At 73.5% G+C, this 611-nt stretch carries 1 protein-coding gene; it reads right to left on the minus strand.

Going from position 1 to position 611, the window contains the following annotated elements; genetic code table 11:
* A partial coding sequence (gene paaC, locus LPA54_RS35100; protein WP_228984652.1) for a 1,2-phenylacetyl-CoA epoxidase subunit PaaC occupies positions 1 to 508 on the minus strand: 508 nt, incomplete at its 3' end.
* Between the last annotated feature and the right edge of the window lie 103 nt (positions 509 to 611).

The following is a 611-nucleotide window of genomic DNA, read 5'->3' on the forward strand; positions in this document are numbered from 1 at the left end:
TGCGGCGGGTGCTCTCCGGCGTGCCGCGTCCCAGCGTCACCGTCCAGCGGTCGGCGTGCAGCCGGTGGAAGGCGACCTCCTTGGCGGCCCGGACGCCGAACGCGGCGAGGTCGGGGTCGGCGCAGTGCGCCAGGGCCCCGTAGTGCAGGACGGCGTAGTGGGTGTAGGCGAGTTGCCGGGCCACGGTCACGGCGAAGTCCCCGTTGGGGAGTTCGGTCAGCAGGGCGTTGGTGAACTCGCGCTCCGAGCGGGAGTAGGCCAGGTCGTCCTCGCTGCGGCCGGTCCCGTCGAGGCGGCCTGCGCGGGAGAGGAGCGTGCGGGCGTGGCCGATGAGGTCGAGGGCGATGTTGGACAGGGCCAGGTCCTCGTCGATGGTCGGCGCGCGGGTGATCCACTGGCACAGCCGCTGTGCGAGGACGAGGGCGTCGTCGCCGAGGCAGGTCAGGTGCCGGGCGAGGTCGGGATCGGCGGCGGACGGCGGCCCGCCCGGCGGGGAGCCGGGAGGCACCGCCGTGACGTCACTCGTGGTGCTCACCTTCGGGGCCTTTCTCGGTCAACGGCGCGTAGTGCTCGGGGTAGCGGTACGGCTTGTGGCGGGCGCCCACGAAGTA

This window comes from Streptomyces sp. DH12 (genome assembly GCF_020873895.1).
Classification (GTDB): Bacteria; Actinomycetota; Actinomycetes; order Streptomycetales; family Streptomycetaceae; genus Streptomyces.